Raw genomic sequence first — 26,305 nt, forward strand, 5'->3', positions numbered from 1 at the left:
TAGAGCGTCCTTTGCGCGTTAAAAAACGCGCGGCGCTCTCGTAGCACCATCATGACTCGCAGGAGCGAGTTTCGAAACGGATTCCGGACGTTATGAACCAAGTCAGAAAAGCCGATCCCAACAACAAGACCGTTGCGGAAAACCGCAAGGCGCGGTTTTCCTATGAGGTGCTCGATACGATCGAGACCGGCTTGGTGCTGACTGGAACCGAGGTGAAATCGCTTCGCCAGGGCCAGGCCAACATCCAGGACAGCTATGCCTCGGTCGAAGGCGGCGAGATCTGGCTGATCAATTCCTATCTGCCGGAATACCTGCAGGCCAATCGCTTCAACCACGAGCCGCGCCGGCGCCGCAAACTGCTGCTCAACAAGCGCGAGATGGCAAAACTGTCGCAGAGCGTCGACCGCGAAGGCATGACGCTGGTGCCGCTGAAAATCTATTTCAACGACCAGGGACGCGCCAAGCTGCTGCTTGCCGTTGGCCGCGGCAAGAAACTGCATGACAAGCGCGAGACCGAGAAGCAGCGCGACTGGTCGCGCGAAAAGGGCCGGCTGCTCAAGGAACGCGGGTGATCAGGTGACAGCCTGAAGAAAGCCAGCAGTGGGGCTTCAAGGTCGAACAATCGGCAAGTCCAGCAGGGGATGGTCTTGAAGAAGCGGATTGTTCTCTGGGGCTTGGCCAGTCTTACCCTGGCGTGTGTCGTTGTGGTGGGCGCCGTGGTCTATTTCCACACCTACTCCCCTGACCGCGGCAGATATCCGGTCCGGGGCATCGACGTCTCCCATCATCAGGGCAAGATCGACTGGCGGCGTGTTGCCGCCGATGATGTGGCTTTCGCCGTCATCAAGGCGACTGAAGGCGGCGACCATGTCGACGATGCTTTCGCCGGCAATCTGCGCGAGGCCCGCGCCGCCGGGCTCGCCGTCGGCGCCTATCATTTCTTCACCTTCTGCCGGCCGGGCGCCGACCAGGCCAGGAATTTTATCTCGGTGGTGCCGCACGATCAGCCATTGCTGCCGCCGGTCGTCGACATCGAGTTCGGCGGCAACTGTCCGCAGCGCCCGTCACCCGAGCAACTAAACGCCGAACTCGAGGCTTTCCTCGGACCCGTCGAGGCGGCGTTCGGCAAGCCGGCGATCGTCTATCTGACGGATGAAGCCGAGGCGGCCTATCCCGGGCAAATCGCCGCTCGCCCACTCTGGCTGCGCTCACTGCTCAAGGAGCCGGACCGCCGTGACTGGATCTACTGGCAGTACCACAACCGGGGGCGCGTGGACGGCATCGAGGGAGATGTCGACCTGAACGTCTTGCAGGGCGGGCCGGAGAAGCTGGCGGCGCTGCTTGCCTCCAAACCTTGATGAACAGCCCCGATCCGATGTCGGTCCGTTTCTTCAAAGGCCTTTGCCATGCTGCTGAACCATTCACGATCCAGCTGATGTCGGGACAGCCAGATTTTCCCTGGTGATGCGTCGACCCATCGCCGAATAACCCATCCCGGCGGCCATGATGGCGATGGCCACGCATTGGATCGCCAGCGGGGTCTCGCCAAGCACGATCATGCCGACCATCACGGTGGCGATCGGCACACCCGGCAGGAACAGCGATGCCGCCTGCGAGCCCAATCGGTCGACAATGTAAGTGTAGAGGAACATTGCGGCAGCGCCCGCGAGAAAACCTTGAATGACGATCTGGCTGACGATCTCGGCGCCTGCGGCCGCATGAAGGCCGCTTGGTGCAAAGAGGTAGAGAAGTGGCAGCGGCAGGCAGGACAAAAGCACGACGCTCGCGGTCGCCGTGACCGGTTCGACGCGCCATCGCTGCACAAGAGCCGCATAGGCGGAAAACATCGCACCCGATCCGATAAACAGCAGATTCCCGAACAGGACATTATTGGCACCGGTGCGCGCCGGCGCTATGAACAGCAACAAGCCGGCGATGATCGTGACGACGCCAATGATCCGCCGGCGCGACGCACTTTCCCTGAACAGCGACAACAGGAACGAGAAGAAGACGATCGACGCGGGGCAGAGCGCCGCGGCATGGGCGGCGGGAGCATGGGTCAAGCCCCAGTTGATGATCAGCGGATAGGGCAATCCGGCCAGCGCCGCCAATGTCGATCCACGCCGCCAGCCCAGCGCCGTCATGGTCGCCAGGCCGCGCCTCCAGACGATCGGCAGGAACACCGCGCCGGCACCGGCAAAGCGCAAGCCGGCCATGTCGGTGGCCGTCAGATGCTCCCTGAGGCTGAAGCGGGCGGCCACGAACTGCGCGGCATAGATGGCGATCATGGCGAGGCCGGCGATCACCGCCGGTCTTGTGTTTCCCGTGTCTCGTCCGTCCGCCATGTCAGTTCTGCCGCCATATTCATGTCGCCAGGCGGAGACAGCTCCGGCTCTGCGATGAAGCGCAGCCTATTGCCGAAATGGCTGCGACAAAATACTCTGGTTTTCGCGATCTGAAGTGTAATTCACGCAAATGAGGTGGCTTGAACGTGAATCCTGAATCAGGCGACCTGGACGCCGTCGACCGTACTCTTCTGCGGCTGCTGCAGGAAGACGGACGCCGCACGACGCTCGATCTGGCAACGCGGGTCGGCCTGTCGCCGACCGGCGCCAGTCAGCGCGTGAAGCGCCTGTTTCGCGACGGCTTCATCACCGCCATCAGGGCGGTGCTCAATCCGGCAAAGATTGGCCGCGGCATGCTTGTCTTCATCGAGGTACGGCTCGATCACACGGCCCCGCATATCTTTGACCGCTTCGCCGAGGCGGTCGCAAAGGCGCCCGAGGTTCTGGAATGCCACATGGTCGTCGGCGGCTTCGACTATCTTGTGAAGGCGCGCATTGCCGAGATGGCCGACTATCAGGACTTTCTCAAACGCGTCATCCTGCCGCTGCCGGGAGTGAAGGAAACACATACCTATGCGTCCATCGGCGACGTGAAACCGGATGCCCTGCTGCCGGTGTGAGCAGGCATCGGAGACCTCAATTCTTCAGAAATGCCGCGATCTCGCTGAACACCTTGACGAACATGTCTTCGGTCAACACACCGGTATTGGTGTTGTAGCGCGAGCAATGATAGCTCGAAAACAGCGTAATGCCGCCGGCCGGCACTTGCCCGCCATGTTTGAACGGATAGGTGGCGACGCGCTCGCCCAGTGCCCGCACCGTCGACTGGTGCGCGATCGATCCCAGCGCCAGCACGGCGCGCAGGTTGGGAAAGCGAGCGATTGTCGGCACCAAAAATGTCCGGCAGGTGGCGATCTCGGCACCCACCGGCTTGTTCTCCGGCGGCACGCAGCGCACCGCGTTGGTGACCGCCGTGCCGACGAGCTCCAGCCCGTCATCGGGCCGTGCCTTGAATTCGCCTCGTGCAAAACCGTGGGCAATCAGCGTCGAATAGAGCAGGTCGCCGGCATAGTCGCCGGTGAACGGGCGCCCGGTGCGGTTGGCCCCGCGCAGGCCGGGCGCCAGACCGACGATCAGAAGCTGGACGGTATCTTCGCCGCCCGGTGGCAGGAAGGTCGGCACCGGCGCGTTGAACCAGGACGGCTCGCGCTGCCGCCATTCGGCGATGAAGTCATGCAACCGCGGGCAGAGTGGGCAGTCGCGGCTGGGTTCGGAAGCGGAGAGGGCGGTCAAGTCGACCGGCCTCAGTAGTCGTCCTCGTCGACTTCAGCCGGTTCGGGCCGCCGTACGGGCCGCTCGGAGGGATCGCGGCCGACTTCGTTCTTCAGTGTCGCGAGGTCGATGAAATGGTCGGCCTGGCGGCGCAGGTCATCCGAGATCATCGGCGGCTGCGAGGCCATGGTCGAGACGATCGACACCTTGCGGCCACGCCGTTGCAGCGCCTCGACCAGCGTGCGGAAATCGCCGTCTCCGGAGAATATGACATAGTGGTCGACGACGTCAGCGAGTTCCAGCGCATCGACGGTCAGCTCGATGTCCATATTGCCCTTGATCTTGCGGCGGCCGGTCGAGTCGGTGAATTCCTTGGCCGGCTTGGTCACCACCTTGAAGCCGTTATAGTCGAGCCAGTCGATCAGCGGCCGGATCGAGGAGTATTCCTGGTCCTCGACCAGCGCGGTGTAATAATAGGCGCGCAGCAGGTAACCACGCTTGTGGAAGCTCGCCAAAAGCTTGCGATAGTCGATGTCGAACCCGAGCGCGCGCGAGGTGGCGTAGAGATTGGCTCCGTCGATGAACAGGGCGATTTTTTCACGGGGATCGAACATGGAAATAGTCCTTTTCGAAATAAACGGCCGTCTAAACGAAATGCGGTAGCGACTGGCGGTCAGGCTCATAATAAACCGGCTGACCTTCGACCAACCGAGATAACGCCAGTTTGGTGGCAATCCAAGGGCACGTGGCGCACTGCAAGCAATTGTGATCGTGGCGCCGAACCGTGGACGCGGACTGCCCTGTGGGCCCGCATTGCCATGATGCTTGTATTTTGGCGCCGTTCGGGTTATGGACCGCGCTGTTTTCCATTACATCCAGGCATGAAAGGGGCAATCCATGGCCCGCGTAACCGTTGAAGATTGCATCGACAAGGTCGACAACCGCTTCGAGCTGGTGCTTCTGGCCGGCCACCGCGCCCGTCAGATCAGCCAGGGCGCGCAGATCACCGTGCCGCGCGACAACGACAAGAACCCGGTCATCGCGCTGCGCGAGATTGCCGACGAGACGCTGTCGCCCGACGACCTCAAGGAAGATCTGATCCATTCGCTGCAGAAGCATGTCGAGGTCGACGAGCCCGAAGCCGATGGCGAAGTGATCGCCGACCAGACTGGCGGTGCCGTTACCGCCGCCGACGCCGACGACGCCGAGGACAACATCACCTTCGATCGCATGACCGAGGAAGACCTGCTGGCCGGCATCGAGGGCCTGGTTCCCCCGGAAAAGAGCGACGACTACTAAGAGCTTTTGATAGTTCTATTCAGCCGGTCGCCTAGCGCAGTTTTCTGCGCTTCCGGTGCCTCTCGAAAACTACGCTATCCGACCCGGCTGAGCGAATTCTGAAAAGCCCTTTGGAATTGGCTGGAACACTCTTCCGGCACTTCCGTCCCGGCGGTTTCGTGGCTATCTATGACATGCGCCGTACGGTAGTGCGGCGCATGATTCATTTCATCGCCGAGAGATTCCGCCCATGATGCGTCAGTATGAGCTTGTCGAGCGCGTCCAGCGCTACAAGCCTGACGTCAACGAGGCATTGCTCAACAAGGCCTATGTCTACGCCATGCAGAAGCATGGCCACCAGAAGCGCGCTTCCGGCGATCCCTATTTCTCGCATCCGCTCGAAGTTGCCGCCATCCTTACCGAAATGCATATGGATGAGGCGACGATCGCCGTCGCCCTGCTGCATGACACCATCGAGGACACCACGGCGACCAGGGCCGAGATCGATGAGCTGTTCGGACCCGAAATGGGCAAGCTGGTCGAAGGGCTGACCAAGCTGAAGAAGCTCGATCTCGTGTCGAAGAAGGCGGAGCAGGCGGAAAACCTGCGCAAGCTTCTGCTCGCGATCTCGGAAGATGTCCGCGTGCTCCTGGTCAAGCTCGCCGACCGGCTGCACAACATGCGCACCCTCGACCATATGCCGGAGGCCAAACGCCTGCGCATCGCCGAGGAGACGATGGACATCTACGCGCCGCTGGCCGGGCGCATGGGCATGCAGGGCATGCGCGAGGAACTGGAGGAGATCGCCTTCCGCTTCATCAATCCGGAAGCCCATCGCGCCGTTACCGCTCGGCTCGCCGAAATCTTCGAGCGCAATAAGGATGTGTTGTCCGAGATCGAGAAGGCTCTTTCGGGCCTGTTCGAGAAACACGCCATCAAGGCCGGTGTGAAGAGCCGCCAGAAGAAGCCGTGGTCGGTGTTCCGCAAGATGGAGGCCAAGGCGCTGTCCTTCGAGCAATTGTCCGACATTTTCGGCTTCCGCGTCGTCGTCGACAGTGTCGAGGACTGCTATCGCGCGCTGGGTGCAATCCACACCACCTGGTCGATGGTGCCCGGCCGTTTCAAGGATTACATCTCGACGCCGAAACAGAACGACTACCGTTCGATCCACACCACCATCGTCGGCCCTTCGCGCCAGCGCGTCGAGCTGCAGATCCGCACCCGCGAGATGAACAAGATCGCCGAATACGGTGTCGCCGCCCATTCGATCTACAAGGACACTGGCGGCAAGACGAATGGAGCCGTGCACGCGATCTCGAAGGAGACCAATGCCTATGCCTGGCTGCGGCGCACCATCGAGCAGCTGGCCGAAGGCGACAACCCGGAAGATTTCCTCGAGAACACCAAGCTGGAGCTGTTCCAGGACCAGGTGTTCTGCTTCACGCCGAAGGGCATGCTGATTGCCCTGCCGCGCGGCGCCACGCCGATCGATTTCGCCTACGCCGTCCACACCGATGTCGGCGACACCTGCGTCGGCGCCAAGGTCAATGGCCGCATCATGCCGCTGATGACGGAACTGAAGAATGGCGACGAGGTCGAGATCATCCGCTCCAAGGCGCAGGTGCCGCCAGCGGCGTGGGAATCGGTCGTCGTCACCGGCAAGGCGCGCGCCGCCATCCGCCGCGCCACCAAGAATGCGATCCGCAAGCAGTATTCCGGCCTTGGCGCGCGTATCCTGGAGCGTGCCTTCGAACGAGCCGGCAAGACCTTCACCAAGGAAAGCCTGAAGCCCGTCCTACACCGGTTGGCGCGCAAGGACATCGAGGATGTACTGGCCTCCGTCGGTCGTGGCGAACTGGCTTCCACCGATGTCATGAAGGCGGTCTTCCCCGACTACAAGGACGAGCGCGTCACCCCCGCGGCTCCCAAGCAGCGCGAGGAGGGCTGGTCGAAGATCCGCAACGCCGCCGGCATGCTGTTCCAGATTCCGGGCCGGGCCGCGCGCAAGGACAAGGACCAGCCAGGCGCCGGCGCCGTGCCGATCCGCGGCGTGCGCGGCGACCTGCCGGTGCGCTTCGCGCCGGAAGGGGCCGTGCCTGGCGACCGTATCGTCGGCATCGTCCAGCCGGGTACAGGCATCACTATCTATCCGATCCAGTCGCCGGCGCTGCAGGCTTTCGACGACCAGCCGGAGCGCTGGATCGACGTGCGTTGGGACATCGACGAACGCACCAAGGAACGGTTTCCCGCGCGGGTCTCGGTCACCGCCATCAACGCGCCGGGCTCGCTTGCCGATATCGCCCAGGTCGTTGCCTCCAACGACGCCAACATCCATACGCTGTCGATGGTGCGCACCGCGCCCGATTTCACCGAAATGCTGATCGATCTCGAAGTATGGGACCTGAAGCATCTCAACCGGCTGCTGTCGCAGCTCAAGGACAATTCGAGCGTCAGCGATGCGCGGCGCGTCAATGGCTAGCGATAGCCGACCATGGGGGACGAGATGAACACCGACGAAGTGCTGGGCATATTCCGCGAGGCTGGCGCTGTTCTGGAGGGGCATTTCATCCTGACGTCGGGCCTGCGCAGTCCAATCTTCCTGCAGAAGGCACGGGTGTTCATGCATGCCGACAAGACCGAGCGGCTGTGCAAGGCGCTGGCGCAGAAGATCCGCGCCGCGGTGCCAGGCAAGATCGACTATGTCGTCGGGCCGGCGATCGGCGGGCTGATCCCTGCCTACGAAACCTCGCGCCACCTTGGCGTGCCGGCGATCTGGGTGGAGCGGGAAGGGGGCGAGTTCCGCTTGCGGCGCTTCGAGATCGACCGAGGCGCCCGCGTCGTCATCGTAGAGGACATCGTCACCACCGGATTGTCGATCCGCGAAACCATCGATTGCCTGCGCGACCTTGGCGCGGAGGTGGTCGCGGCCGCCTGCATCATCGACCGTTCGGCCGGCAAGACCCATGTCGGCGTGCCGCTGATCGCGCTTGCCGAATATGAGGTTCCAGCCTACCCGCCGGACAGGTTGCCGCCGGAGCTTGCCGCCATCCCGGCCGTCAAGCCCGGCAGCCGCAACATCTGACGCGGAGGTCCCATTGATCCTCGGCATCGATCATTTCGTGCTGACGGTGGCGTCGCTCGAGGCGACCTGCGCCTTTTATCAACGCGTGCTGGGTTTTGAACGCGTCGATACGCCGGGCCGGCCGACGGCACTCGCCTTCGGCAATCAGAAGATCAATGTCCACGAGATCAGCCGCACCTTCGAGCCGAAGGCGGAGTCGCCGACGCCAGGATCCAGTGACTTCTGCCTGATCACCGACCGGCCGCTCGATGAATTCCTTGCCGGCCTCGAAGCCAATCACGTGACGCTGGAACTCGGGCCGGTCGACCGCATCGGCGCGCAGGGGCCGATGATGTCGGTCTATTTCCGAGACCCGGATGGCAACCTTGTCGAAGTCAGCCAGTACCTGCGGTAGATATCGATTATTTGGCTGCGACAATTAGCCGAAACCACTTCTCAAATTCGCCGCGATTGTCCGGTGTGGAGAAACGAACCTTACCAAAAATTATGGCCGCTGTGCAGGTGGACCTCGGTTGTTGTGGAGGTTGCGGATGGCTATATCAAAGTCGCGATTGCCTTCTGGCGACCGTAAAGCGCAAGATATGGCGGTCGAAGCCCGGCTGGAAACAGCGGGCGTGTAAGCTGTGAATTGTCGGGAATAGGAAGAGAGTGCTTTTTCGTCGCCGCAAACCTGATGGTCTTTTCGAGCGGGTGCGCACCTATCTGTGGCCGCGCCGTTCGTTTTCGCGCTCGCTTCAATATTTCTCCAAGCGCATTCTGCGGCTGAAGGCCACCCCGCACGCTGTGGCGGCGGGCGTCGCGGCAGGTGTTTTTGCTTCGTTCTTCCCCGTCGGTTTCCACTTCATCATTGCCGCCGTTCTGTGTTGGGTGATCGCCGGCAATCTGGTGGCCGCGGCTCTAGGGGCCGTGTTTTTCGGCAATCCGCTGACCTTTCCGCTCTTGTGGGGCGCATCCTGGGAAACCGGCAAGCTCATCCTGCACGATCGCTTTCCGTCGCACGGTCCGCCGGCGCATCTGGGCGAGATGATGCACACGCTTTCCTTCGCCAAACTATGGCATCCAGTCCTGGAGCCGATGTTGATCGGCGCCGTGCCGCTCGGGCTGGGGTTCGGCCTGGTGTTCTACGGCGTCACGCGCTGGGGCATGAATGTCTTCCGCGAACAGAGGCGCAAGCGGCTGGCCGAGCGCGCGAGACGCCATGAGCATTCGCCTCATCCCGGCGGAAGCGTCGGTTCCGCCACCCAATGATCATCGGCATCGGCAGCGACCTGATCGACATCACACGCATCGAGAAATCGCTTGAGCGTCACGGCCAGCGCTTCATCCAGAGGATCTACACCGAGGTGGAGCAGGCGCGTTCGGAGAACCGGCGCGCCCGCGCGGCTTCCTACGCCAAGCGCTTTGCCGCCAAGGAGGCTTGCGCCAAGGCATTGGGCACCGGTCTGGCGCAGGGGGTCTTCTGGCGCGACATGGGTGTCGTCAACCTGCCCAGCGGTGCGCCGACGATGGCGCTGACCGGCGGGGCGCTGGCGCGGCTGGAGAAGATCCTGCCTCGAGGTCATCGGGCAGCGATTCACCTCACCATCACGGATGATTTCCCGCTCGCTCAAGCCTTTGTGATCATAGAAGCGTTACCGGTCGAAGAAGCGCCACATTGATTGCATCTGACGACCGGCATTGACGTTGCCCAGCGCGCGCCGAGACTCTATACCATCCAACGCACAATCGAGGACGACATGAGCGTGGCTGAAAAATCCCAGAAGAAATCCGGCGGGCTTGGCGAAACCGTCAGCGTCATCGTCCAGGCGCTTTTGCTCGCCCTGGTCATTCGCACGCTGCTGTTCCAGCCGTTCTCGATCCCGTCGGGCTCGATGCGGCCGACGCTTCTGGAAGGCGACTATCTGTTCGTCACCAAATGGTCCTACGGCTATTCACGCTATTCGCTGCCTTTTGGACCGGACATTTTCTCGGGCCGCATCTGGGGCTCCGAGCCCAAGCGTGGCGACGTGGTGGTGTTCAAGTTCCCGCCGGATCCGTCCGTCGACTACATCAAGCGCGTCATTGGCCTGCCCGGCGACAAGATCCAGATGAAGGATGGCCAAGTCTTCATCAACGGCGTCGGCGTGCCCCGCGTCAAGACCGGCCAGATCGACAATCCCGACATCACGGAAAAGGATTATCCGATCGATGTCTATCGCGAGACGCTGCCCGATGGCGTCAGCTATGATACGCTCGACCTGTCGCCGAACTCGATCGGCGACAACACGCGCGAATTCGACGTGCCCCCCGGCCACTATTTCATGATGGGCGACAACAGGGACAATTCCGCCGACAGCCGCTTCACCGTCGGCTATGTTCCGGCCGAGAACCTTGTCGGTCGCGCCAACCTTGTCTTCTTCTCGATCGCCGGCAAGGCAAGCCCGCTCGAAATCTGGAAATGGCCGTCGCTGATGCGCGCTTCGCGCCTGTTCCATTTCGTCAACTAGGGTCATGGCGGCACCAAAAAGGTTGACCGCCGATGCGCTCGCCGAAGCGCTTGCGGAACGCACGGGTCATGCCTTTGCCGACCGCCAGCGGCTGCAGCGAGCGCTTACCCATGCCAGTGCGCGGGGCGCCAATGCCGGCGCCGATTATGAGCGGTTCGAGTTTCTCGGCGACCGGGTTCTTGGCCTTGTGGTCGCCGATATGCTGCTGGCTGCCTTTCCCAATGCCGCGGAAGGGGAGTTGTCGCTGCGGCTCAATGCGTTGGTCAATGCCGAGGCGCTGTCTGATATCGCCGAGCATATCGGGCTGCCGGACCTGATCCGTGCCGGGTCGGACGTGCGCGGGCTCGATGGACGCAAGCGCGTCAACCTGCGCGCCGACGCATTGGAATCGCTGATCGCAGTGCTTTATCTCGACGGTGGCTTGGAAGCAGCCCGCGCGTTCATCCACAAATACTGGCAGCCGCGTTCGCTGGCATCGGGTGCCGCGCGCCGCGACGCCAAGACCGAATTGCAGGAATGGGCGCATCAGGCGGCGAGTGCTGTTCCAGCCTATCAGATCGACGGCCGGGAAGGCCCCGATCACGATCCGCTGTTTACCGTCACCGTCAAGGTCGGCGCGTTTCAGCCGGCGACCGGCAGCGGCCGCTCCAAGCGCGAGGCCGAACAGGCCGCCGCTGCTGCCCTTCTGCTTCGCGAGGGCGTCTGGGTTCATGAAGGGAATGCGGCATGACCGCCGAAGACACCGCAGCGGCTCCTGTCACGCATTCCGGCTTCGTCGCGCTGATCGGCGCGCCCAATGCCGGCAAGTCGACGCTGGTCAACCAACTGGTCGGCGCCAAGGTCTCGATCGTCACCCATAAGGTGCAGACGACGCGCGCCATCGTGCGCGGCATCGCCACCCATGACAACGCGCAGATCGTCTTTGTCGACACACCGGGCATCTTCAAGCCCAAGCGGCGGCTGGACACGGCAATGGTGACCACCGCCTGGGGTGGGGCCAAGGACGCCGATATCGTTTTGCTGCTGATCGACGCCGAACGCGGCATCAGGGGCGACGCCGATGCCATCCTCGAACGGCTGAAGGATGTGCGCCAGCCGATGGCTCTGATCCTCAACAAGGTCGACCGCGTCAAGCCGGAAGCGTTGCTGGCTCTGTCCGCGGCGGCGAACGAGAAAGTGCCGTTCCAACGCACCTTCATGGTCTCGGCGTTGACCGGCTCCGGCTGCAAGGACCTGCTCGATTATCTGGCTCAAGCGCTGCCGGTCGGCCCGTGGTACTATCCGGAAGACCAGATCTCGGACTTGCCGATGCGCCAGCTGGCGGCCGAGATCACCCGCGAGAAGCTTTATCTCCGGTTGCATCAGGAGCTTCCCTATTCCTCGCATATCGAGACCGAGAAATGGGAAGAGAAACCGGATGGCTCGGTGCGCATCGACCAGACCATCTTTGTCGAGCGCGACAGCCAGAAAAAGATCGTGCTCGGCCACAAGGGCGAGACCATCCGCGCCATCGGGCAGGCCGCGCGGATGGAAATTTCAGGCATATTGGAGCAGAAGGTGCACCTGTTCCTGTTCGTGAAAGTACGCGAGAACTGGGGCGATGACCCCGAGCGCTACCGCGAGATGGGGCTGGAGTTTCCGCATTAGGTATGATCCCGAGAAGTGAGCGCCGTTTTCGGGAAGGATCATGCTCGAGGTAGCGATCGATGCCGCCTTGGTGCGCCGGCTGATTGCCTTGCAATTCCCGCATTGGCGGCATCTTCCTGTCAGGCCGGTCGATTTTGGCGGCTGGGACAACAGGACCTTTCATCTCGGCGACGAGATGACCGTGCGGTTGCCGAGCGCCGCCGCCTACGCCCTGCAAGTGGAAAAGGAACATCGCTGGCTGCCGAGGTTGGCGCCGCTATTGCCGCTGCCCATCCCCGTGCCGCTGGCGATGGGCGTCCCGGCCGAAGCCTATCCCTGGCATTGGTCCGTCTATGGCTGGATCGAGGGCGAGACCGCGAAACGGGAACGTATCGCGGATCTGTCGGAATTCGCGACGGAGCTGGCTCGGTTCCTGGTTGCGTTGAAACACGTGGACGCGACCGATGGGCCAGCGCCTGGGCAGCACAATTTCTTTCGCGGCGGACCGCTGACGGTCTATGACGGCGAGACAAGGCAAGCGATCTCGGCACTCGGCAACCGCATCGATGCCGGCGCCGCCACCGCCGTCTGGGAGGCAGCCCTTGCCGCGGCCTGGGAAAGTCCGCCCGTCTGGTTCCATGGCGATGTCAGCCGGGGGAACCTCCTGGTCGAAAACGGCAGGTTGCGCGCCGTGATCGATTTCGGCACCTCCGGTGTCGGCGATCCATCCTGCGATCTGGCAATTGCCTGGACGCTGTTCGAAGGCGAAAGCCGGGACACGTTTCGCGCCTGCATCGCGGCAGATGAAGCGACCTGGGCGCGCGGGCGTGGCTGGGTGCTGTGGAAGGCACTCATCACCGCCGCCGGCCATATAGACGCCCCGGCCGAGATCGAAGAATCGTGGCGAGTGATCGATGCGGTGCTGATCGATCGCGAACGTCAGGCGTGAGGCGAAATACCTGGCCCGGTCATCGGACGCGATGATGGATGAAAAAAGCCGCTGTCGCCGGCAGCCCTTCGCAAGGCCCTCTATCGTTGGCTGAATGCACAAGAAATTTGCAGGATTTTACCTGAGAATCTGATGTTTTAAGAAGTATCTTATTCGATATTTGTTAGGCAACGTACGTGATTGATTGGAAAGCAATAGCATAAGATGGATGAATAGAACTAATTACAAAAGATATATGAAATTATTACACAATGATGACGACGTGCCGTTTGTGCCAATTTGGAAATCAGCCTGACAAGTTTAGTGTTATTTGTGCAACACTGATTTAATCTGTGGCGTAAATCCGGCATATTCGTGGAATTGTCATTGAAGGCGGAAGGTTGGTGGGTATGTTCGCCGCGAAAAGGGGACGCGGTGCGAGCCCGTTTTCATTGTGGGGGTGAGGCGGGAAAACCTAACCGCCAGCCACAATTCAGAAGCCATCTTATTAACTTGACTGGAGAGGTCAGAAAATGAACATCAAGAGCCTCCTTCTCGGCTCAGCCGCGGCACTGATCGCGGTGTCCGGCGCTCGCGCCGCGGACGCGGTCGTCGTCGCCGAACCGGAACCGGCCGAATACGTCAAGATCTGCGACGTCTATGGCGCCGGCTACTTCTACATCCCGGGCACCGAAACCTGCCTGCGCATCGGCGGCTATGTCCGTTATGACATCGGCGTCGGCGATGCCGGCTCGCTCGATGGTGTCAACCACGTTCCGGATCACCAGGACGCCGGCACGACACATTCGACGTACTATAAGAACACCCGCTTCACGCTGAAGACCTGGACCGGTCAGGAGACCGAACTCGGTACCCTGAAGACCTACACCGAGACTCGCTTCAACTACGGCAACAGCTCCGGGGACTACCTTGATCAGGGCGCCTCCAATGCGGACGATTGGCAGGGCCGTAACAAGTCGCTCTCACTGCGTTTCGCCTGGATTCAGCTCGGCGGTCTGCGCGTCGGCAAGGACGACACGGCCTTCGATACGTTCATCGGCTATGCCGGTAGCGTCATCCAGGACACGCTGGTGCCCTATGGCGGACAGGAGAGCAATGTCGTTCAATACTACTTCGACGCGGGCAACGGCTTCTCCGGGCTGGTCTCGCTCGAAGAAGGTGCTGGCAAAACCGGCACTATCGACAGCTACGTCCCCCATGTCGTCGGCGGCTTGAAGTACAAGGCCGACTGGGGCGCGATCACCGGCGTTGTCGCCTATGACAGCAATTATGAGGAAGTGGCCGGCAAGGTTCGTCTGGACGTCAACGTCACCAAGGAACTGTCGCTGTTCGTCATGGGCGGCTATGGCACCGATGACAACCTCACCGATCCGACCAACTTCATCAATGCCAAAGGTCGCGGCTTCTACAAGCAGTGGGGCGGCAATTGGGCTGTGTGGGGCGGCGGCACCTACAAGTTCAACGCCAAGACTTCGTTCAACGCCCAGGTCTCCTATGACGATTGGAAGAATCTCGGCATCGCCGCCAACATCGCCTATACCGTTGTGCCTGGCTTCACGGTCACGGCTGAAGTCGATTACCTGAACGCTGGAAAGTTCGGCGACTCCGACTTCAACAACTGGACCAAGGCCACCAAGAAGAGCAACGTCGGCGGCATTCTCCGCTTCCAGCGCTCGTTCTAAGGCATAGACTGACCTTACCAGGCCGCCCGCAGCGTATCGCTGCGGGCGGTTTTTTGTTTGCCAGATGCTGTTTTGCCGGTCACCTGGCCTTATCTTGATTTTGCCACCCGATCGGTGAAAAGCTCAGCCATGGAATGGCGCGACGAGGGAATCATTCTCGGCACCCGCAAGCATGGCGAAACCAGCGCCATCCTCGAGGTGATGACGCGTGCCCATGGCCGCCATCTCGGCCTCGTGCGCGGCGGCCGCTCGCGCAAGCAGCAGCCCGTTCTCCAGCCCGGCAATCGCGTCGATCTCTTGTGGCGTGCGCGCCTCGATGAGCATCTGGGAACCTTCCAGGCCGAAGCGATCGAGATGAACGCCGCCCGGCTGATGGACAGTGCCATCGCCGTCTACGGCCTTCAGACGATGGCGGCGCACCTGCGCCTGCTGCCCGAGCGTGATGCCCATGGCGGCCTCTACGAGGCGCTTTCGGTGATGATCGTCCACCTGGACGATGCCGACGCCGCTGGCGAGTTGGTGGCGCGTTTCGAGCTTCTGATCCTCGATGAACTCGGCTTTGGCCTCGATCTCAGTCAATGCGCCGCCACCGGCACCAAACAGGATCTTGCCTATGTCTCGCCGAAATCGGGACGCGCGGTGTCGCGTGAAGCCGGGGCGCCATGGCACGACAAGATGCTGGTGTTGCCCGCATTTCTGCAGCGCGGCTCCGGCATGCGTGCGAATCAGGCGGCGATCGCGGACGCCTTCCGCTTGACCGGTTTCTTCTTCGCTCGCCATGTCTACGAGCCGCGCGGCATCGATCAGCCCGACGCGCGCGCCGGCTTTCTTGCAGCGCTGCGCAAGCACCACGCAGCGCACAACCCCATCGCCGGAGAGAACGCGGCCAGAGAAATCATCAGATGAGCGAAGTCGAACTCTATCCGGGCCGGGTCTCGCCGCTCGGCCTTGGCACCATTCCCCATGCCGAGATCCTGAAATACACCGGCCTCGAATTGCTGCAGCGAATCATCGACGGCAAATATCCGGCACCGCCAATCTCCTTCCAGCTCAGCTTCGCGTTGACCGAAGTATCGGAAGGTCGCGCCGTATTTCGCGGCGTACCGAACGAACGCCACCTCAACCCGCTGGGTGGCGTTCATGGCGGCTGGGCGGCGACGCTGCTCGATTCGGCCTTGGCTTGCGCCGTGCAGACGTTGCTCGACAAGGGCGAGGGCTACACGACGGCGGAGTTCAAGGTGAACCTCACGCGGCCGATCACGCCCAGGACCGGCGAGGTCGTCTGCGAAGGCAAGGTGGTTCACAAGGGCCGCACGCTTGCCGTTTCGGAAGCGACGCTGAAGGATGCCAGCGGCAAACTGCTGGCTTTTGGCACCGAGACATGTTCGATATTTCCAGCCGCCAATCTGGCGGCACGTTGAGTTTTCAGCCGTCTGGCCGCCGTATTTGAGTGTCAGTGAGACGAAACGTCAGTGAAAACTGGCCTGGTTTGGGGGAACCGCCATGTTTGAAAGCCTGATCGGCCTTGTCGCCATCATCGCCTTGTTCGTCATCATTTCGCGCCAGCAGAGCCGCATCGGCCTGATCGAGCGCGAACTTGGCGCGCTGCGCAGTCTCGTGCTTTTGGGCGCGGTGCCGCCCGCGGCCAGGCCATCGGAACAGGAAGCAGCCGAGGGCAAGGCCGACACGGCTCCGGCAGCCGTGCCCGCGGCCGATATCGCCCCAGCAGCAATCAGCGAGCCCGCGCTGGTACAGGCCACGGAGGCGGAAATCCCGGCTACGGAGAGAGTGCCGGGTCCTTGGAGCACACCCGAGGCAACACCGAAGACGCCAGAGGCCGCACCGGCCGCGGCCGCCAAAGCCGCTGGCCAGTCCGACGTCGAAACCGCGCTCGGCACGCGTTGGGCGGTCTGGGTCGGCGGCATTGCGCTGGCTCTGGGCGGCTTGTTCCTGATCCGCTACACCATCGAGGCCGGCATTTTCGGCCCCGGCGTGCGGCTCACCATGGCGGCCGTGCTCGGGTTGGTGCTGGTCGCCGGCGGCGAGTTCATCCGCCGCACCGGCTTCAAGGTGCCGGTGCAAGGTGTTGCCGGCGCCTATATTCCGGCGATCCTGACCGCGGCCGGCGCCTTCATCCTGTTCGGCAACGTCTATGCCGCCCATGGCGTTTACGGCTTCATCGGCCCGGCGCTTGCCTTCACGCTGCTCGGTGCGATCGGCATTGCGACCATCGCCGCCGCTCTCGTCCACGGCCAGGCGCTGGCTGGCATCGGTCTCGTCGGCGCCATGGTGACGCCGGTGCTGATCGCTTCGCAAGCGCCCAATCCCTGGGCGTTGTTCGGCTATCTCGCCATCGTGCTCGCCGCCACCGGCGTCATCGCCCGCATGCGCGACTGGAAAGCGCTGATGGCGGCCGCCTTTTTCGGCACCGGCATCTGGACCATCCTTTACATGACCGACGCACCGGGCGCGAACCTCTCCACCATCCTGTTCATCGACACTGTGACGCTGGCCGTGCTGGCTTTTGTCTGGCTGAGCAGTCGTGGCGGCGAGACCGGACCAGCAAGAATCTTTGACTGGCCGTCCATCGTGCCTGGACTGTTCGTCGCCTTCTCGGCGCTGGGCCTCTCGGTTGACCCGGTCTTCGCAGCTGCCGGTGACGCCTTGCCGGGCGCGGTGCTGCTTATGGTGATGGTGGCAGTGGCGCTCTACCGCCCGCTGGCGCTGCCACTGCTTTATGCCGCCGGACTGGCGACGGTGGTGATCTATCTCGGCATCATCCCGCCGACCTCTATCGGTTCCGATTTTTCGAGCGGCGCTTTGGGTGTTGATGGGGTGCCTTTGGTCACTGCTAACGCGCTGAGCTTGCGCCTCGGCATTGGCCTCGGCCTTGTCTTCATTGCCGCCGGTCTCTGGGCCGCGCGAACGTTCGCCGCCTCGGCGCAGATCCGAGCAGCCTCGTGGGCCGCATGGGGCGTCATCGTGCCTCTGGTCATCCTGCTGGCGCTCTGGCTCACCTTCGGCAATCTCGACCGTGACTTTGCATACGCCGCCGTCGCGGCCCTGCTGGTCGCGGGTTTCGCCGCCGGTGGCGAGTGGATCGCGCGGGCTGAGGAACCGCCGCTCAAGGGCGGCGTGGCAGTGTCGTTTGTTTTGGCCGGCGCGGCAGTCGCGGGTCTGCTGATGCTGCATATGGCTTTTGATTCCGGCTGGACCACCATCCTGCTCGGTGCAGCGGCAATCGTGCCGGCGTTCGCCACGCGCTGGCGCTCTTATCCTGTGCTCGGCTGGATTTCAGTCGCCGCCGTCATCGCGGTGCTTGGCCGCGTCGCCTTCGACCCGACGATCGTGGGGGCCGGGTTCCTGTCGACAACACCGGTCTTCAACTGGTTGCTGCCGGGCTATGGTGTGCCGGCGCTCGGCTTCGGCTTCGCGGCCTGGCAACTCGCCCGCACCACCGATGCCCGACCGCGCCTCGCCATGGAAGCCTCGGCGGCACTGTTTGCGCTGCTGACGCTCGCCATGCTGGTGCGCCACGCCATGCACGGCGGCGTCATCAACAGCGATGCGCCAACGCTCGCCGAGCAGGCGATCTACACGCTGATCGCCATCGGCGCCGGCGCCATCCTGATCGCCATCGACAGGCGCTCGCCAAGCTCGGTGCTGCGCTATGGTTCGATGGCGGTGGGCGTGGTCTCGGTCGCCTTCGTCGCCGTCCAGCATTTCCTGGTGCTCAATCCGTTGTTCACCGACGAATCGACCGGTCGGATTCCGGTCTTCAATCTTTTGTTCCTGGCCTATCTCCTGCCGGCCGCCGCCGCCGGCGGCCTGGCGCTCTATAGCAGGGGCAAGCGGCCGAAATGGTATTCGGCCATGCTGGCGCTGGTGGCGGCGCTGCTTGCCTTCGGCTATGCCACGCTCTCGGTGAGGCGTCTGTTCAAGGGCGAGTTCATCGGCTTGTGGAGCGGCCTTGGCCAGTTGGAGACCTACACCTATTCGGCACTCTGGCTGGTGATCGGCGTGGTGCTGCTCACGGCTGGCGTCTGGCTGAAATCGCAGGTGCTGCGCATTGCTTCGGCCGGGCTGATCGCGGTTGCCGTCCTGAAAGTCTTCCTCTTCGACATGTCGGAACTGGAGGGTGTGCTCAGGGCGCTGTCCTTCATCGGTCTGGGCGCGGTGCTGATCGGCATTGGTCTGTTTTACCAGCGGCTTTTGACGCGGGCGGCGAAGGAAAAAGGATAATCGCCTGCGAATCATTGGTTTTCTTTGTCGGGTCGGGAATAAACCGGCACCGGCCGGCGTTATCTCTTTGCTTGGGTGACCGGAGCGGTGGACCGCTTCGCGCTGGCCGCTTGCGCCGTGCCGGGAAGGCGCGTTCAATCGAGATAAACAAGGGCGACCTCAGAACCAGCGGTCATGAACGAAAAGAAGGCAGCAATCCTTGGCGAGATACCGCGCCTGCGCCGCTACGCACGCTCGCTTTTGCGCGACCGCGATGCTGCCGACGATCTCGTTCAGGACTGCCTCGAGCGTGCGCTGTTGCGGCTCGACAACTGGCAGACAGGAGAAAGCCCTCGGAGGTGGCTGTTTACGATCATGCATCATTTGTTCATCGACCAGATGCGCAAGGTGAACCGCCGCGGCGAAGCGGCGATGCTGCCGCTGGAGGCGGGCGAGGCGGTTGCCCAGCCGCCCGAACAGTTGGAAGGCATCGCTTCGCGCGAGATCATCGACGCATTGCAGGCGATTAGCCCCGATCGCCGCGCAGCGCTGGTCATGGTTGCCATCGAGGGCTTTTCTTATGCCGAGGCCGCCAACATTCTGGGTGTGCCTGCGGGCACGCTGATGTCGCGAATCGCGCGAGGACGTGAGGAACTGCGCGGGTTGCTGGACGACACAGCGCGCCGCCGCGCCATAAGGATCGTCGAGAAATGATCCGCCGCGATTTTTCCGAACGGGACATCCACATGGCGCTCGACGGCGAACTGCCGGCAGATGAACGTGCCGCCTACGATGCCTGGCTCGACTCAAATCCCGAGATGAAGGCCAGGAGCGCCCGCTTCACGGCCGACCGGGAGGCATTGCGCTCAGCCTTTGCCGGGGTGCTGGATGAGCCGGTTCCTGCGCGTTTGCGCAAGGTGGTGCTCGGCGAAGCGCCTGTTAAGGTTGCGGTGCCACGCTCGCGCTGGTGGCTTGCCGCCGCCGCGGCCGTGCTTTTGGCTACGGGCGGATTTGGCGGCTACTTTGCCGGCATCGACGGCCTCGGGCAGGAGGATCAGGCGAAGGATCAACTCGCTGAACAGGCGATCGCCGCCCATGTCATCTATGCCGCCGAGAAGCGGCATGCGGTGGAAGTGCCGGCCAGCGACAAGGATCATCTGCAGACCTGGCTGTCCAACCAGATCGGCTTGAAGCTGGTGGCGCCGGACTTGAGTGCGAACGGCTTCCAACTGGTCGGTGGCCGGTTGCTGCCGGCCGGTGAAAGCAAGGCGGCAATGCTGCTCTACGAAGATGACAAGGGCGAGCGCATATCCCTCTTCGTGACTGCGGAATCGACCGAGAATGCCAAGGGCACCTACGCTTCGGCGCAGAACGGTCCGCAGGCCGTCTACTGGCTGGACAAGGGCTATGGCTGTGCCGTCGTCGGTTCGCTGCCGCGCGAGCAATTGGCGGTCGTGGCCAAGAGTGCATATGGCCAGCTTCTGGCCGGTCTCGCCAGCTGAGCCGGTTGCGATCTTGCGCGGCCGGCTGGCTTGAAAACAGCGATTCCGTTCAAAGCTTGCCAGCTTCCCTGCCGAGGCGGAAACTGTCACAATTCGGCCCTAATCAAGGAGCGATAGCGCTTGATGAATACCGGCGCTTCGGCCGGTGTTCGCGACGCTTTTGACCGGGGCCGTTTCCGCAACGCAATCGAGGTTTTCTCAAGCCGCATGCCTGCCGAGATCCGCAAGGCCCGCGCGTCCGACGTCGATGACCTCGCCGCCATCGAGAAAGCTGTGTTCTCGAGCGACCGCATTTCCCGTCGTTCCTTCCGACTGTTCATCGAGCGCGAGACCGCCGAGACGCTGGTCGCCGAAATCGATGGCCGCGTCGGCGGTTATGCGATCGTGCTGTTTCGCAAGGGCAGTGGGGTGGCACGGCTCTATTCCATAGCCGTCGGCCCGTTTTTCGGCGGACTCGGCATGGGACGCCAATTACTGTCCGCGGCCGAAGAGGCGGCCTTCGAACACGACCGCATGATGCTGCGTCTCGAAGTGCGTGAGGACAATGGCCGTGCCATCGGTATCTACGAGCAGGCCGGCTACCGCAAGATCGGCCGCGAGCCGGGGTACTACGAGGACGGCGCGACGGCGCTGCGTTACGAAAAAACCTTGCGCGGCGACCTACCGGTCGCCACCAGGGTGCCATTCTATCAGCAGACCTGCGAGTTCACCTGCGGTCCGTGCTGCCTGATGATGGCCATGGCCAATTTCGATGGCGGCTTCGTGCCCGATCCGGTGATGGAAATCCGACTCTGGCGCGAGGCGACGACCGTCTTCATGATGTCTGGGCCGGGAGGTTGCGAGCCATTCGGTCTGGCCGTTTCGGGATACGAAAGCGGGCTTGCGGCGGAGATCTACGTTTCCTTCTACGGCGCATTGTTCCTGCAATCGGTGCGTAGCGAGGACAAGCGCCGGATCATGGAATTGGCACAGGTCGACTTTCGCCGCCGCGCGGAACTTTACGGCATCCCGGTGAATTACCGTTCGTTCACCATCGACGATATCAGGGCGGCTCTCGCCGCGGGCAAACTGGTGCTGGTGCTGATCAGCGGCTTCCTGATGTTTGGCAAGAAGGTGCCGCACTGGGTGCTGGCCATCGGCGATGATGGCGATCATATTCTGATCCACGATCCGTGGGTCGAGGATGAAAGGCAGGAAACCATCCTTGATGCCGCCAACATTCCCGTGCCTTACGGCATCTTCATGAACATGGCGCAGTTCGGCCGCGACGGACTGCGTGCCGCCATCACTTTGGGAAAGAGATAATGACCTGGGTCATTCTTACCGGCAGGCAGAGCGATCTCGACCAGGTGGCGACACCGCACAAGATCATCACCAATCGTGACTATCTCGCGCATCCCTCGCTGTTTCGCGGCCAGCGGCCGAAGGTCATCAACCTGTCGAACAATTACGGCTACCAGAGCCGCGGCTATTATGCGTCGCTGCTGGCAGGTTCGCGCGGCCACAAGGTCATCCCGACCGTCGAGACGATGATCGACCTGTCGGAACGCAAGCTCTACGAGCATGCGTTGCCGGAACTGGAACTGGCGCTCAACAAATGCCGCAAGGATCTCGGCGGCGTATTCCCGGCGAAGGTCTGCATCTTCTTCGGCATCGGCCCATCCAAGGTCTGGGACCGTTTCGCAAAGCTGTTGTTCGACTGGTTCCGCGCGCCGGCGCTTGAGGTCCACCTCAAGGACAGCGCCGAATGGGCTTCGATCCGCAAGATCGGCCTCCACCCGCTGGCGCGCATGACCGAGGACGAGGAAAAAAGCTTCATCCAGTGCCTGGAGACTTACACCAATCGCGAGTGGCGCGACACCAAGGGCCGCACCCCGGCGCGCTACACCTTCGCCACGCTGGTCGATCCGCATGAGGAATTGCCGCCGTCGGAGATATCGTCGCTGCGCTACTGGGCAAAGATCGCCGAGAAGATGGGGGTCGAAATCGAGCCCATCACCAGGAAAGATCTCGCCAAGCTCGCGAATTACGATGCGCTGTTCATCCGCGAGACCACCTCGATTTCCAATCACACCTATCGTTTCGCCCGCCGCGCCCAGCAGGAAGGCATGCCTGTCATCGACGACCCGCTGTCGATGATCCGCTGCACCAACAAGGTCTATCTCAACGAACTGATGGCCTACAACAAGGTGCCGGTGCCGCCGACGGTGATGATCGCCGGCCCCTCTGATCTCGAACTCGCGGCGCAGACGCTGGGTTTTCCCCTGGTGTTGAAGATCCCGGATTCGTCATTCTCGCGTGGTGTCAAGAAATGCGCCAATTTCGAGGAGCTGAAGACGCTTGCCACCGAATGGCTAGAGGATTCCGATCTTCTGATCGCGCAGAAATTCATCCCGACCGAATATGACTGGCGTGTCGGCGTGCTCGGTGGCCAGCCGCTGTTTGCCGTGCACTATCTGATGGCCAAGAAGCACTGGCAGATCGTCAACCACAAGGCCAATGGCAAGCCCGACCAGGGCGGCATCAAGACCTTCACGCTGAAGGAGACACCGCCTCATGTCGTCGAAACGGCGGTGAAGGCGGCGCGCTGTATCGGCGACGGCCTCTATGGCGTCGACCTCAAGGAGACGAAGGACGGCGTCTTCGTCATCGAGGTCAACGACAATCCCAATCTCGACCACGGCTGGGAGGATTCCGGCGAGAAGGACGAGGTCTGGGTGCGACTGACGCAGTGGTTCCTGGAACGCCTGGACCGGCCGGGACGGTAGTCCAGCCGAGGGGAAACATGCAGTTCATCGTCATCGAGGATTTCACCGGCTGCGACCGCAAGGAAATCTATCGCCGGTTCCGCGACCGGGGCCGCCTGAAGCCGGAAGAGCTTGTCGTGCATCATAGCTGGATCGCGGCGGATGTGAGCCGCTGTTTCCTGCTGGTGGAGGCCGATGACGTCACGCTGCTGCAGCGCTGGGTCATCGAATGGGCTGACCTGGTCGAATTCGAGATCGTGCCCGTGGCGCCCAACAAGGACATGGCGGCGGCCTTGAGCGGGCACCTCTGATTTCCAGCGCCCGCGCTTTGCTCAATTTGGCGCAAGCCCCGATAACCTTAGTTTAAACTGTTTTGTGTTACTCGATCTATATTGAAGGTTGCTTCGGGTATTTCAGCAATATGATAAAGCTGTTTCAGTCGGGAAGTTGCGGGCGGGCATTGTATTTCTGTTTGCTAATATTTCTTTTTGGTTTCGATTATGCCAAGGGTCCAATCGAGCATTTTCTGGTCGGGACGAAGGAAGACCTCCAGAAGCAGATCTATGCGACCGACGGCGCGAAGATTGCGCGGAGCCAACAATCCTTTGTCGAGGGATTGAGAACAGGTGATCGCCCAGCGCAAGGCGGAGAGTCGTCGGCAGACCCTGTTCAGGAGCATGCCTCAGGGATGGTCGCTCAGGCGCTTGCCATGGAAGCGAAGAGCTCCGCCATCGGAACGATCTACATCTCGATACCCATGGCGATGGGCTACGCTACTCTGGTTGCGATCATCTGGATGGTATTCGCCCGGGTGCGCGACATTGGTTGGCCGGCTTTGGTCGGGTTCGGCGTCCTCGCTCCCAAACTGGCGATCGCATTGCTCCACGGTGGCCTTCCGCCACTGGCCTTCGACGTCCTGCGATACGGTTTCATTGTCGCGATGATTGTGCTTGGGCTTGTGCCGGGCAAACTTGCTCAAGGCACTCGTTCCGTACCCGTGCCGCAGATGATTATCGCTGAACCGATCAGGCGCATTCCGGGCCAGTTCGGTCAAAGGCGTCGCTAATGCGTGTCCGCCCAAAAGCGACCTCGGTTTTGGGAGACTGACATGATGAAGACAAAGACCTAAGGCCGTGGCCTGAATCCGTTTCGAGCGACGCGCTTCAGTCTGGATTGGGATTAGTCAGCGCCCGCGAGCCGACGGCGCGCTGGCATTCGTCGATCAGCCAATCGCGGAACGCGGCCACGACATCGCGCCTTGCGCTCCGCTCCGGGATGGTCAGGCAATAGGGCTGGCGCAATGCTATCGCGCTCGCGGCGGGGCGGACCAGCCGGCCATCCTCCACCGCCTCGGCACAGTAGATCCCTTGCGCCAGCGCCACGCCCAGCCCCGAAATGGCGAGGTCGAGGGCCGCGCGCGACGAATTGGCCGACAGGCCGCGCCGCACCGCTCGGCCAGGTTGGGCACCCGTCGCCTCGAACCAGTTGCGCCAGGACGGAAACGATGCGCCGGTCGGTCCCCAATCCGTGTGGATGAGCGGCGGCCCGGCGAGCGGCTCGCCGCCCGCGTTGGCCATGCCGGCAAGCTTTGGCGCGCATACGGGGTAGACCGCATCCCTGGCAATGTCCTCGGTCGGATGCTCGCGATAGTGCGGGCCGTAGGAGAGCCTGATGTCGATCAGCTCGCGGTCGAACGGCACCGGGTCGTCATCGCCCCGCAGCGATATGTCGGCGGCGCCTTGGCTTGCGACGAAGCCAGCCAGACGCTGCGAAAGCCAGCCCATGGCCATGGATGGCGGCACCGAGACCACCAGGCGCGGGCGGAATGCATCGCCGCCCAGTTCGCGCGAGACGCTGCCGATCTCCTGGAAGGCCACTGTCAGCCGCGGCAGCATTTCCGCACCGGCCTCGGTGAGGACAACGCGCCGGTTGACCCGCTGAAACAGCTTGCGGCCCATCTGCTCCTCCAAGGTGCGGATAAGCTGGCTGACGGCGGCGGCCGAGACCGAAAGCTCTTCCGCCGCCGCGGCAAAGCTGCCGGTACGTGCCGCGGCCTCGAAAGCTTGAAGCCCTTTCAGGGATGGAGATGTGACCATGGCCGCCCGATAGATAAGCTTGCCTTATCCAAATCGCAGGAATCGTCGTTTTTGGAAAGCTTTTTCGCCAACTAGAATGGTCGTCGTCAATCTCCAGCCTGGATCGAAGCCTAGTGGACCATCGCGACATCATCGCGTCACTGACACCGGAAGAGCGCAATCGGCTGACGGCCAAATCCGATGTCGCGGGCCTGTTCCAGCTCGGCGCTCATTTGGGTGCGATTGTCATCATTGGATCGTTGATCGCGGCGAGGGCGCCGTTCTGGCCATTGCTGATGCTGCCCCAAGGCATCCTGATCGTGTTCCTGTTCACGCTGTTGCACGAGACGGTTCACCGCACGGCTTTTGAAACACAGCGGCTGAACGATGGCGTGGCGCGGCTATGCAGCCTGGCGATCGCGCTGCCGGCCGACTGGTTCCGCTACTTCCATTTCGCTCACCACCGATACACGCAGGACCCGGAAAACGATCCCGAGCTCGCCTTCCCGAAACCGGAGACCTTGCGGCAATACATTGTCCACGTCTCGGGCCTGCCGGTGTGGTGGGGGCATTTCAAGACGCTGTACACCAATGCGCGTGGGAGCTGCCGCGACGGTTATGTGCCGCCAAAGGGCCTGCCCAAAGTGCGTGCCGAGGCACGTGCGATGATCGGGTTCTATATCGTGTTCCTCGCGCTTGCCGTCTGGTTCAAGGCGACGGTGCTGCTCTATGTCTGGATCATTCCCGCTCTGCTCGGGCAGCCGTTCCTGCGCCTCTATCTGCTGGCCGAGCACGGCCGCTGTCCATTCGTCGCCAACATGCTGGAAAACACCAGGACGACGCTAACCAACTGGGCGGTGCGCAAGCTGGCCTGGAACATGCCGTTCCATGCCGAGCATCATGCCTATCCCGGCGTGCCGTTTCACCAATTGCCGCGGTTTCACGCGCTGATCGAGCGGCATCTGAAGGTGGTCGAGATCGGCTACCTCAGCTTCCACGAGAAATACCTGGAAACACTGAGCTGAGCTTGTCCCGATGCC

Annotated in this window: 28 protein-coding genes; 24 read left to right on the plus strand and 4 right to left on the minus strand. The window is 62.2% G+C overall.

Annotated elements, in window-relative coordinates; translation table 11 throughout:
* Nucleotides 1-92 precede the first annotated feature (92 nt).
* Nucleotides 93-572, plus strand: coding sequence for an SsrA-binding protein SmpB (gene smpB, locus FJW08_RS08950; RefSeq protein WP_027144197.1), 480 nt, complete (start codon nucleotides 93-95; stop codon nucleotides 570-572).
* Between the two features lie 75 nt (nucleotides 573-647).
* Nucleotides 648-1,358: a GH25 family lysozyme gene (locus FJW08_RS08955; protein WP_140810197.1), complete on the plus strand. Its 711-nt coding sequence runs from the start codon at nucleotides 648-650 to the stop codon at nucleotides 1,356-1,358.
* A gap of 63 nt (nucleotides 1,359-1,421) precedes the next feature.
* Here the strand turns inward: FJW08_RS08955 and FJW08_RS08960 are convergent, their stop codons facing one another.
* Nucleotides 1,422-2,345, minus strand: a complete 924-nt coding sequence (locus tag FJW08_RS08960) for a DMT family transporter (protein ID WP_140810198.1) — start codon at nucleotides 2,343-2,345, stop codon at nucleotides 1,422-1,424.
* 146 nt (nucleotides 2,346-2,491) lie between these two features.
* Between FJW08_RS08960 and FJW08_RS08965 the strand changes: the two genes are divergently transcribed.
* A complete protein-coding gene (locus FJW08_RS08965; RefSeq protein WP_140759246.1) occupies nucleotides 2,492-2,965 on the plus strand; it encodes an Lrp/AsnC ligand binding domain-containing protein in 474 nt (157 codons plus the stop codon).
* 16 nt (nucleotides 2,966-2,981) lie between these two features.
* On the opposite strand, the gene FJW08_RS08970 is transcribed toward FJW08_RS08965, so the two are convergent.
* Nucleotides 2,982-3,638: a uracil-DNA glycosylase gene (locus tag FJW08_RS08970; protein WP_140759248.1), complete on the minus strand. Its 657-nt coding sequence runs from the start codon at nucleotides 3,636-3,638 to the stop codon at nucleotides 2,982-2,984.
* A gap of 11 nt (nucleotides 3,639-3,649) precedes the next feature.
* Nucleotides 3,650-4,231: an NYN domain-containing protein gene (locus FJW08_RS08975; protein WP_027144193.1), complete on the minus strand. Its 582-nt coding sequence runs from the start codon at nucleotides 4,229-4,231 to the stop codon at nucleotides 3,650-3,652.
* 283 nt (nucleotides 4,232-4,514) lie between these two features.
* Between FJW08_RS08975 and rpoZ the strand changes: the two genes are divergently transcribed.
* From rpoZ to FJW08_RS09075, 20 genes are all read left to right on the plus strand, one after another.
* On the plus strand, nucleotides 4,515-4,916 hold the full coding sequence (gene rpoZ, locus FJW08_RS08980; RefSeq protein WP_140810199.1) for a DNA-directed RNA polymerase subunit omega: 402 nt from the start codon (nucleotides 4,515-4,517) through the stop codon (nucleotides 4,914-4,916).
* 229 nt (nucleotides 4,917-5,145) lie between these two features.
* Nucleotides 5,146-7,374: a bifunctional (p)ppGpp synthetase/guanosine-3',5'-bis(diphosphate) 3'-pyrophosphohydrolase gene (locus FJW08_RS08985; RefSeq protein WP_140759250.1), complete on the plus strand. Its 2,229-nt coding sequence runs from the start codon at nucleotides 5,146-5,148 to the stop codon at nucleotides 7,372-7,374.
* Between the two features lie 24 nt (nucleotides 7,375-7,398).
* Nucleotides 7,399-7,977 carry an orotate phosphoribosyltransferase gene (gene pyrE / locus FJW08_RS08990; protein WP_140759252.1) on the plus strand — a complete coding sequence of 193 codons (579 nt, stop codon included), beginning with the start codon at nucleotides 7,399-7,401 and terminating at the stop codon, nucleotides 7,975-7,977.
* Nucleotides 7,978-7,990: 13 nt separating this feature from the next.
* A complete protein-coding gene (locus tag FJW08_RS08995; RefSeq protein WP_246682280.1) occupies nucleotides 7,991-8,371 on the plus strand; it encodes a VOC family protein in 381 nt (126 codons plus the stop codon).
* 254 nt (nucleotides 8,372-8,625) lie between these two features.
* Nucleotides 8,626-9,225 carry a DUF2062 domain-containing protein gene (locus FJW08_RS09000; protein WP_140810202.1) on the plus strand — a complete coding sequence of 200 codons (600 nt, stop codon included), beginning with the start codon at nucleotides 8,626-8,628 and terminating at the stop codon, nucleotides 9,223-9,225.
* Complete coding sequence (acpS, locus tag FJW08_RS09005) at nucleotides 9,222-9,635, plus strand: holo-ACP synthase (protein WP_140810203.1); 414 nt, start codon at nucleotides 9,222-9,224, stop codon at nucleotides 9,633-9,635. Before FJW08_RS09000 ends, acpS begins: the two co-directional genes overlap by 4 nt.
* 78 nt (nucleotides 9,636-9,713) lie before the next feature.
* Nucleotides 9,714-10,463, plus strand: a complete 750-nt coding sequence (lepB, locus tag FJW08_RS09010) for a signal peptidase I (protein ID WP_027144187.1) — start codon at nucleotides 9,714-9,716, stop codon at nucleotides 10,461-10,463.
* Nucleotides 10,464-10,467: 4 nt separating this feature from the next.
* Complete coding sequence (rnc, locus tag FJW08_RS09015) at nucleotides 10,468-11,193, plus strand: ribonuclease III (RefSeq protein ID WP_140810204.1); 726 nt, start codon at nucleotides 10,468-10,470, stop codon at nucleotides 11,191-11,193.
* Nucleotides 11,190-12,110: a GTPase Era gene (era, locus tag FJW08_RS09020; protein WP_140810205.1), complete on the plus strand. Its 921-nt coding sequence runs from the start codon at nucleotides 11,190-11,192 to the stop codon at nucleotides 12,108-12,110. Before rnc ends, era begins: the two co-directional genes overlap by 4 nt.
* A gap of 40 nt (nucleotides 12,111-12,150) precedes the next feature.
* Nucleotides 12,151-13,038, plus strand: coding sequence for an aminoglycoside phosphotransferase family protein (locus FJW08_RS09025; protein WP_181182880.1), 888 nt, complete (start codon nucleotides 12,151-12,153; stop codon nucleotides 13,036-13,038).
* A gap of 512 nt (nucleotides 13,039-13,550) precedes the next feature.
* On the plus strand, nucleotides 13,551-14,720 hold the full coding sequence (locus FJW08_RS09030; protein ID WP_140759264.1) for a porin: 1,170 nt from the start codon (nucleotides 13,551-13,553) through the stop codon (nucleotides 14,718-14,720).
* Between the two features lie 129 nt (nucleotides 14,721-14,849).
* On the plus strand, nucleotides 14,850-15,626 hold the full coding sequence (gene recO, locus FJW08_RS09035) for a DNA repair protein RecO (RefSeq protein WP_140810207.1): 777 nt from the start codon (nucleotides 14,850-14,852) through the stop codon (nucleotides 15,624-15,626).
* Nucleotides 15,623-16,141 carry a PaaI family thioesterase gene (locus FJW08_RS09040; RefSeq protein ID WP_140810208.1) on the plus strand — a complete coding sequence of 173 codons (519 nt, stop codon included), beginning with the start codon at nucleotides 15,623-15,625 and terminating at the stop codon, nucleotides 16,139-16,141. The genes recO and FJW08_RS09040 overlap by 4 nt, the downstream gene beginning before the upstream one ends.
* Nucleotides 16,142-16,223: 82 nt before the next feature.
* Nucleotides 16,224-18,962, plus strand: coding sequence for a DUF2339 domain-containing protein (locus FJW08_RS09045; protein ID WP_140810210.1), 2,739 nt, complete (start codon nucleotides 16,224-16,226; stop codon nucleotides 18,960-18,962).
* 174 nt (nucleotides 18,963-19,136) lie between these two features.
* Complete coding sequence (locus tag FJW08_RS09050) at nucleotides 19,137-19,655, plus strand: RNA polymerase sigma factor (protein WP_140759272.1); 519 nt, start codon at nucleotides 19,137-19,139, stop codon at nucleotides 19,653-19,655.
* Nucleotides 19,652-20,443, plus strand: a complete 792-nt coding sequence (locus FJW08_RS09055) for an anti-sigma factor (protein ID WP_140810211.1) — start codon at nucleotides 19,652-19,654, stop codon at nucleotides 20,441-20,443. The genes FJW08_RS09050 and FJW08_RS09055 overlap by 4 nt, the downstream gene beginning before the upstream one ends.
* Nucleotides 20,444-20,650: 207 nt before the next feature.
* Nucleotides 20,651-21,748 carry a peptidase C39 family protein gene (locus FJW08_RS09060; protein WP_140810241.1) on the plus strand — a complete coding sequence of 366 codons (1,098 nt, stop codon included), beginning with the start codon at nucleotides 20,651-20,653 and terminating at the stop codon, nucleotides 21,746-21,748.
* Entirely contained in the window at nucleotides 21,748-23,211 is a 1,464-nt protein-coding gene (locus tag FJW08_RS09065; RefSeq protein WP_140810212.1) for a RimK family protein, read from the plus strand. Before FJW08_RS09060 ends, FJW08_RS09065 begins: the two co-directional genes overlap by 1 nt.
* A gap of 17 nt (nucleotides 23,212-23,228) precedes the next feature.
* Entirely contained in the window at nucleotides 23,229-23,501 is a 273-nt protein-coding gene (locus tag FJW08_RS09070) for a DUF3303 family protein (RefSeq protein WP_140810213.1), read from the plus strand.
* A gap of 110 nt (nucleotides 23,502-23,611) precedes the next feature.
* On the plus strand, nucleotides 23,612-24,256 hold the full coding sequence (locus FJW08_RS09075; protein ID WP_140810214.1) for a hypothetical protein: 645 nt from the start codon (nucleotides 23,612-23,614) through the stop codon (nucleotides 24,254-24,256).
* Between the two features lie 97 nt (nucleotides 24,257-24,353).
* Here the strand turns inward: FJW08_RS09075 and FJW08_RS09080 are convergent, their stop codons facing one another.
* Nucleotides 24,354-25,286 (minus strand): LysR substrate-binding domain-containing protein, encoded by a 933-nt coding sequence (locus FJW08_RS09080; RefSeq protein WP_140810215.1) that lies wholly within the window; start codon nucleotides 25,284-25,286, stop codon nucleotides 24,354-24,356.
* Between the two features lie 113 nt (nucleotides 25,287-25,399).
* Between FJW08_RS09080 and FJW08_RS09085 the strand changes: the two genes are divergently transcribed.
* Nucleotides 25,400-26,290 (plus strand): fatty acid desaturase family protein, encoded by an 891-nt coding sequence (locus FJW08_RS09085; RefSeq protein WP_140810216.1) that lies wholly within the window; start codon nucleotides 25,400-25,402, stop codon nucleotides 26,288-26,290.
* Nucleotides 26,291-26,305 lie beyond the last annotated feature (15 nt).

It is taken from the genome of Mesorhizobium sp. B3-2-1 (assembly GCF_006439515.1).
GTDB lineage: Bacteria > Pseudomonadota > Alphaproteobacteria > Rhizobiales > Rhizobiaceae > Mesorhizobium.